Annotated in this window: 6 protein-coding genes and 1 tRNA gene; 5 read left to right on the forward strand and 2 right to left on the reverse strand. The window is 47.1% G+C overall.

The features are described 5' to 3' along the window. Nucleotides 1-61: 61 nt before the first annotated feature. Nucleotides 62-138 (forward strand) — tRNA-Arg (locus VB081_RS02250). 71 nt (nt 139-209) lie between these two features. On the opposite strand, the gene VB081_RS02255 is transcribed toward VB081_RS02250, so the two are convergent. Both VB081_RS02255 and VB081_RS02260 read right to left on the reverse strand, forming a co-directional pair. After that, a complete protein-coding gene (locus VB081_RS02255; RefSeq protein WP_323399228.1) occupies nt 210-1385 on the reverse strand; it encodes a tyrosine-type recombinase/integrase in 1176 nt (391 codons plus the stop codon). A gap of 93 nt (nt 1386-1478) precedes the next feature. After that, on the reverse strand, nt 1479-1676 hold the full coding sequence (locus VB081_RS02260; protein WP_323399229.1) for a helix-turn-helix transcriptional regulator: 198 nt from the start codon (nt 1674-1676) through the stop codon (nt 1479-1481). A 373-nt stretch (nt 1677-2049) separates the two neighbouring features. Between VB081_RS02260 and VB081_RS02265 the strand changes: the two genes are divergently transcribed. From VB081_RS02265 to VB081_RS02280, 4 genes are all read left to right on the forward strand, one after another. Further along, nucleotides 2050-2511, forward strand: a complete 462-nt coding sequence (locus VB081_RS02265) for a hypothetical protein (RefSeq protein WP_323399230.1) — start codon at nt 2050-2052, stop codon at nt 2509-2511. 267 nt (nt 2512-2778) lie between these two features. After that, entirely contained in the window at nt 2779-3360 is a 582-nt protein-coding gene (locus VB081_RS02270; RefSeq protein ID WP_323399231.1) for a restriction endonuclease subunit S, read from the forward strand. Beyond that, nucleotides 3353-6487 carry a type I restriction endonuclease subunit R gene (locus VB081_RS02275; RefSeq protein WP_323399232.1) on the forward strand — a complete coding sequence of 1045 codons (3135 nt, stop codon included), beginning with the start codon at nt 3353-3355 and terminating at the stop codon, nt 6485-6487. Before VB081_RS02270 ends, VB081_RS02275 begins: the two co-directional genes overlap by 8 nt. Nucleotides 6488-6497: 10 nt before the next feature. Next, nucleotides 6498-7299, forward strand: an 802-nt coding sequence (locus VB081_RS02280) for a restriction endonuclease subunit S (RefSeq protein ID WP_323399233.1), incomplete at its 3' end; no start/stop codon positions are given.

Below are 7299 nucleotides of genomic sequence, written 5' to 3' on the forward strand. Positions count from 1 at the left end.
TGCAATAATATTTTTCCCTGTTATAATATATCAGGTAAGGCAATCACGCCTCACAAAATGCGTGCCAATAGCTCAGCTGGATAGAGCGTTCGGCTACGAACCGAAAGGTCGGGGGTTCGAATCCCTCTTGGCACGCCATAACCTAGTATTTAAGCGGATTTCCAAGGAAGTCCGCTTTTTTATTTCCACAATTCCCGATAAATTCCCGGTTAGTGAGTGGCGTAGAAGTCATCCGTCGCATCTGCAGTCGCATCCTTAAGGTCATCCAATACGTGGATATAGGTCTTAAGCGTAGTTTGAAGATTAGAATGTCCCAAAAGCTTACTCACGGTAAGGGGTTCCACCCCCATTTCAAATTGACGGGTTGCGTACGTGTGCCTTAAATCGTGGAAACATTTATTCAAGGGATTTCCATCCCAGTTAATGCCCAATTTTTTGTACACTTTTTTGACAGATTTATTGACATTACTTTTGTCCAAGTACGTTCCCAAAGGCGTTCCAAAAACCAGGGATCCTTCGGATTGAGCAATACCCACAATACGCAAATACTTTTTTTGCTCTTCTTTGTGTTCCTTTAACAAATCGATCAATGTATTGGGGATGCGATTCCTTCTGGGAATCTTATTTTTGGGCAATCCAATTACACCTTTATATTTTTGTGTTTCCTTGTCTTTAACGTAACTATAGCTTTTGTTGATGTAAACCCGTTGCCGACTAAAGTCGACATCATGCCATTGCAACGCTGCTAACTCCCCAATCCGGTAGCCGCCATCCAGCGCCATCCGATAGAGGACTTCATAGTATTCACCTCTGATTTCCTCCACAAAGGCCATTTGTTCCGCAACCGTTAATGGTTTTGCAGACTTTTTCAGTTCTCTTTGCTGGATAACTTCAGGGGCATCCGATGGGATTGATAATAATGATGAAAAATCCCGAACAACATCTCCACGTCCATATGCATACCGCAAACATGGGCTAATCAGCTTGTGTATTGACTTTATTATTGAGGATGATTGGACCACATCGTAATAATCATTATAAAATCTTTGAATTTTGTCAACAGTGATTTTATTGATTTTCAATTTTCCAAGTTCACTATCCTTAATGTGATTGTTATATGTCGTAAGATAGCGTTCGATACTCTTTGGCTTTAGCTTATTAAAATGGGACGTTACTAGATACTCTAAAAGATAATCCTCCAAAACCACATTAGAAGAATCCACTTGTTGTGCCAGGAGTACTATGCGTTTTTTTACTTTTTCCTCCAGCTTTTCGATTGTTGGCGCTGACTCTTCTCGACTTTTCCCATCGGGAGTAAGATAGCCCCAATAATAATACTTTCTATTTTTTTTAATTCGAAAAGGATACTTTTCTTTTTTTGCCATGGTTTGTTTAACCTCCATTAACCATGCTTCCAGCATGATTTTATCATTTTATTTTGATCTATTCAATTGTCAAAGACCTGCTTCTTAATTATATTAATTTAGATTATCCATCCAGCCATCCAATTTATCAGCGATAACCCACCAGCGTCGGCTATTTTCTGGGCGGACGGCCGGAAAATTTGGATCATTTTTGATCAATCGATAAATGTAACTTTGACTCCGATTTAACCTGACTGCAGCTTCCGCCGGCGTCATTAATCGGTATCCTTTTTGTGTCGGCTCTCTTGCCATTTTGTCCTCCAATTTATTTTCGCAGTGCACTTCCATTTGTTTATCATTTTATAGATAAAATCCCCTCATGAACCCTCAACTGTTTTTAATTATTTTTAAAGCTTTTCTTGTTATAATTTAAAATAGTAGTAGTGAGAGTATCGTCGAAACGATAGTAGTATAAAAGCGTATTCCTAGGCGGAATCCGCTTTTTTTAGGTTTTTGAGTGTTTTATATAATGACATACCCTCCCTAAAGCTCTTAGGGAGCCGCTTTCGGTCAATTTGGCCACCTTCTCGCGTTCTGGTAAAATGAATAATTTTAATAATAAAAGTAGAAATAGGTTAACGAAATTAAAGTGAAAAATCAATAAAACGTGAGAAGGTGGTCGACCGTGTTAGTGTTAAAGGAGACTAACATTGGAACCGTCCGAAGTCAAATCGCTCTTAAAAGCCTATTCTATTCATCAGCAACATTATCAATTTCTTTTTACGTCCATCAGCCCGTTACAGCAAAATTCAAATCTTCTGAAGAAAAAACGCAGTACAAATTCGAAATTCAAAAGATTGAAAGCAGTGTATTACGGGAAAATCTCAGAATTTACCAAAAGAGTGCTGATGAGCTTAAAGCTAAAATGGCTAAACTTGATGACCTCATCTCTCTATTGGACTCATCATCTTTACCTGCCAATGAAATTGAGGTCAGTAAAAGCATTCTGTTTTATATTTTCATTAAAAATAAAAAGGTAAAGGATTTACCGAATTTATTGGAGGGGTACAGTTTAGCAACACTCGAGCGAAAACTCAAAAAAGCAATTGAAACAATTGCTTTGCTTTCATCAGAAAATAATATTTAAAGCTTTTAACCTATTTTATGTTGGAGCAGGCCAATAATCACCTGCTTCAACATTTTTTTACTTAATGTCTATCTTTCCAATCCATTGGCTCAAGTTCTAATAAATAATCCTAAAGTTCTAGAAAAACATTATCGATATGCACCACACACAAATAAGCTAAACCCATATAAATTGTTACTTATAAAAATTACAATTAATCCCAATTCTCTCTTGAAAGTGCACTTCAACCATGCTATAATCAAAGTAACTTAAGAAAGGCACAAAACTATGCGGGAATTAATTGATTTCATAAAAAACATCAATAGCGGAACGCCCCAGTTCCGGATTTCAGAAAGCTGCGACTCCTCATCACCCACCTATTCCTATTATAACCAATCCGATCTCCAGGATGATTTGTCTGGGATCATAACCGAAGGGATAGAACGGAAAACAGTCAGTACCGAAGATGAGGTCTGCACGCTGAACCCTGGGGATATCATCTTCAGCCTGATCTCCGGCACTGCAGCCATCGTTCAGCGCGAACATCAAGGATATCTCTACACTCAGAATTACGTCAGGATTGTACCGGATCAGCACGTCGACCCCAAATACCTGGTTTATCTGTTTAATGAAGATGATGGTATCCAAAGGCAATGGGCCGCTGGACTCCAGGGCTCCATGGTAACCAAATACACCATCGGCCAGCTCAAAAAGCTGACGATCCCCCCGTTACCCGATCTTGAGAAGCAAAGAACCATCGGCGAAATCTACCTGCTCCAGCTTCACCTGGAAGCACTCAAGAAACGGGCTGCCGAACGGGAAACCCTACTGCGGCTTTCAACATTAAAGGAGATACATCGAAATGAATGAACAGAAATTTGAAACAGAACTCATTGCACACATCGAGAACGTTGACGGCTGGAAGCAGTGGCACTATGAAGCGGGCATCAAAACCACCGAGGATCTCTGGTCCAACTTCAAAAATATTCTGGAGCTCCACAACCAGAGCACCCTCGACCATCCCCTGAGCGTCATGGAATTCGCCCAGGTCAAGAACATCATCGCAGACCTGAACACCCCCTACCAGGCTGGCCAGTTTCTCTATGGCCTAAACGGCGTCTCCCAGGTGGAAGTGGACCTGGACGATGGCCGTCATGTCTTCCTCACCGTCTTCGACCAAAAGCAGGTGGGCGCCGGGGACACCGTCTACCAGGTGGTCAACCAGATTGTCCGCCCCGCCGTCATCGCCGGGAAGCAGAACCGTCGCTTTGACACCACCCTCCTCATCAACGGCCTGCCCATCATCCAGATTGAGGAGAAATGCGACACCCACGACGTGGGTGAGGCCATCAACCAGATGCAGCAATACGCCGACGAAAACCAATACCGGGACATCTTCTCCACCCTCCAGATTCTGGTGGCCATGACCCCACACAACGTCAAATACATGGCCAACACCACCGCCGACAAGTTCAACAAGGACTTCGCCTTCAATTGGCAGCGCCGGGAGGACAGCAGCATCGTCCGCAGCTGGAAGGAATTCGCCGACGCCTTCCTCAACATCCCCATGGCCCACCAGATGGCCACCAACTACATGATCTTAGATGGCACCAAGAACCACCAGATGCTCAAGGTCATGCGTCCCTACCAGGTCTACGCCACCCAAAAGGTCATCGAAGGGATCAAGAGCCACGACTTCGAAGCCGGGGACAAGAAGGTGGGCTACATCTGGCACACCACTGGCTCCGGCAAGACCATCACCAGCTTCAAAACCGCCTGGCTGGCCAGCCGGATGCCCCAGGTCGATAAGGTGGTCTTCGTGGTGGACCGCATCGCCCTCACCAGCCAGACCAGCGAAAACTACAAGGCCTATGACCCCGACGGGGACATGGATACCGATCTGAAAAAGGGCAGTGTGGAGGACACCAAGAACACCACCGACTTAAGCCGCAAGCTTAAAAGTGTGGACAACAACATCATCGTCACCTCTGTGCAAAAGCTGGGGACCTTAATCAAGCGCAAGCGCTTCGCCCCGCCGGATAAGAACATTGTCTTCATTGTGGACGAAGCCCATCGCAGCACCGCCGGCGACAACTTCGCCGCCATTCAGGCTGCCTTCCCCCGTTCCGCCTGGATCGGCTACACCGGCACCCCCATGTTTGACGACACCACCACAGGCCTGCGCACCGAGGACATCTTCGGCCCGCTGCTGCACGCCTACACCATCCGGGAAGCCATCGCCGACCGCAACGTCCTGGGCTTTAAGGTGGATTTCGAAACCACCATTGACGAAACTAAAATGAAGTCCGAATACCTCCCCGCCTTCTATGCCGAGCGCAACCCGGACTGGAGTGACCTAGAAATTCGCACAAAGATCGACAACCTCACCGACGAGGACATCGACGACGCCATCGAACCCAGCTTCTACGACGAAAACCCCGAGCACGTCCGTCTGGTGGTGGCGGACATCTTCAAGCATTGGAAGAACCGTTCCTGCGAAGGCAGATATAACGCCCTGCTCACCACCCACGTCGGCGGCGGCAAGGCCAGCACCCCCATGGCCATGATGTACTTCCGGGAATTCCTTCGGGTGAACCAGGAGAATGAAAAAGCCGGAAAGCCTACCCTCAAGGTCGCCGTCTCCTTCAGCCTCAACAGCACCAACAACGACACCCAGCTGGATACCAACAAGGGGCTTTTTGAAGCCATGACCGTCTACAACGCCCAATTCGGCACCAGCTTCGGCATGGATGACGTCTCCGGCTACACCCAGGACGTGACCAGCCGCCTAAACCGCAGCGCATCGGATAAAAACTACCTCGATCTCGTCATCGTCGTGGAACAGCTCCTCACCGGCTTCGACGCCCCGGAGCTCAACACCCTCTACGTCGACCGGACCCTGAAGGAAGCCAAGCTCATCCAGGCCTACTCCCGGACCAACCGCATCGCAAACATGCAGGACAAGCCCTGGGGCCGCATCGTCAACTACCGCTGGCCCACCCAGAACGAAGCCCTCATGAACCGCGCCCTGGCCATCTACGCCAATAAGGACTCCGCGAAATTATCCGACGAAGAGCGCAAGCTGAGCAACGAGGATGACGGCATCATCGCCGAACCCTTTGAGACGGTCTTCGACTCCGTGAAGGAGCTGGTGGACAAGCTTCGGGACCTGACGAGCCACTTCACCGCCCTGCCCCCCAGCGAAAAACAGAAGGAATACATGTTAGACCTCATGCGGCAATACAACAGCGGCATGGCCAAGCTCAAGCAATACGACCCCGAAACCACAGGCGGCGAAACCGTGGGATTCGACTACGAAAAGCCCGACGACCTGGTCGAAGCCCTGGGGATGGCACCCGATGACGAAATCACCCTCACCACCGTGCTGAGCAACGAGCTGCGCAAGGCCGTGGCCAAGGCCAAGAACGTCACCTTCGAGCAGATCACCCTGGAAATGATCCACGTCAAGGATGTGAAGGTGGACTACGACTACCTGACCCAGCTCCTGGAAAACCTCCTCAACCAGATTCATAATGAGGAGAAAGAAGCCGCCGAAGCCACCAAGGAAAAGATTCACCAATTCGCCGGTGGACTGGAGGACCGCCGCTACGCCGCTAAAATCCTCAGCGCCGCCGATGCCATCGCCAAGGGGCAATACGTGGCTGAAGCCTACCCCGCCCGACTGGATAGCAGTGAAACCGTCATCCAGGAAGCGGGCGCCGTCACCCTGGACCGCATCTTCCAGGATTTCAGAATCAAATGGGGCATCATCGACGTCATCACCAGCGTCGAAATGCGAAGGCTCTTTGCCCACCACCGCTACGGCGCCCAGGACCTGGACGACACCGGCAAAGTCCGAGATATCATCGCCGCCGCCAGCACGGATTATAAAACCCTGGCCCACGATGAAGGGGTGCAGGGACTCAGTAAGATTAAATACCGCAATGGGCTAAGAGATGCTATTTATGCCTTGGCTGATGAGCTGGCGGAAGGTTAGGGAGGAGAGAATGACAGTGAAAGAAGAGAAGCGGAAGGTGCCTAAGTTACGGTTCCCGGGGTTTACTGACAATTGGGAAGGACGGAAGTTGGGGGAAGAATTTGAAAAAGTCAACGAGAGGAATGATGGCTCCTTTGGACGCGATCACTGGATTTCAGTTGCTAAGATGTATTTTCAAGACCCAGAAAAAGTTCAATCGAACAATATTGATACGCGGACTTATATAATGCGCAAAGGAGATATAGCTTTTGAAGGACATCCAAACGCAGACTTCAAGTTTGGCCGTTTTGTTGTTAATGACATAGGCGCTGGGGTTGTTTCTGAACTTTTTCCAATATACAGACATAAACAAGTATATGATAATAATTATTGGAAATCCGCTATCCAATTAGAGTATATAATGGCTCCAATTTATGCGCATTCCATCACTTCTTCTGGAAATTCGTCAAACAAACTAGATTCAAAGCACTTTTTGAGGCAGATTATTTTTGTTCCAAAACTTGAAGAACAGAAAAAAATCGGTTCATTTCTAGCTAATTTTGATAATCTCATCACCCTCCACCAACGCAAGCTAACACACTTACAGCTAAAGAAAAAAGGGCTGCTTCAAAAGATGTTCCCCCGGGACGGCGAACGGGTACCGGAATTACGGTTCCCGGGGTTTATGGATGATTGGGAACAGCGTAAGTTCAATGAGATATTTAATTTTTTGCAAAATAACACACTATCTAGAGCTGCACTTGGTAATGATGGCGAAGTGATGAATGTTCACTATGGAGATATTCTTGTTAAGTATGGAGAAGTTATAAATG

Origin of the sequence: Christensenella sp. (assembly GCF_034927525.1) — a bacterium.
GTDB lineage: Bacteria > Bacillota > Clostridia > Christensenellales > Christensenellaceae > Christensenella.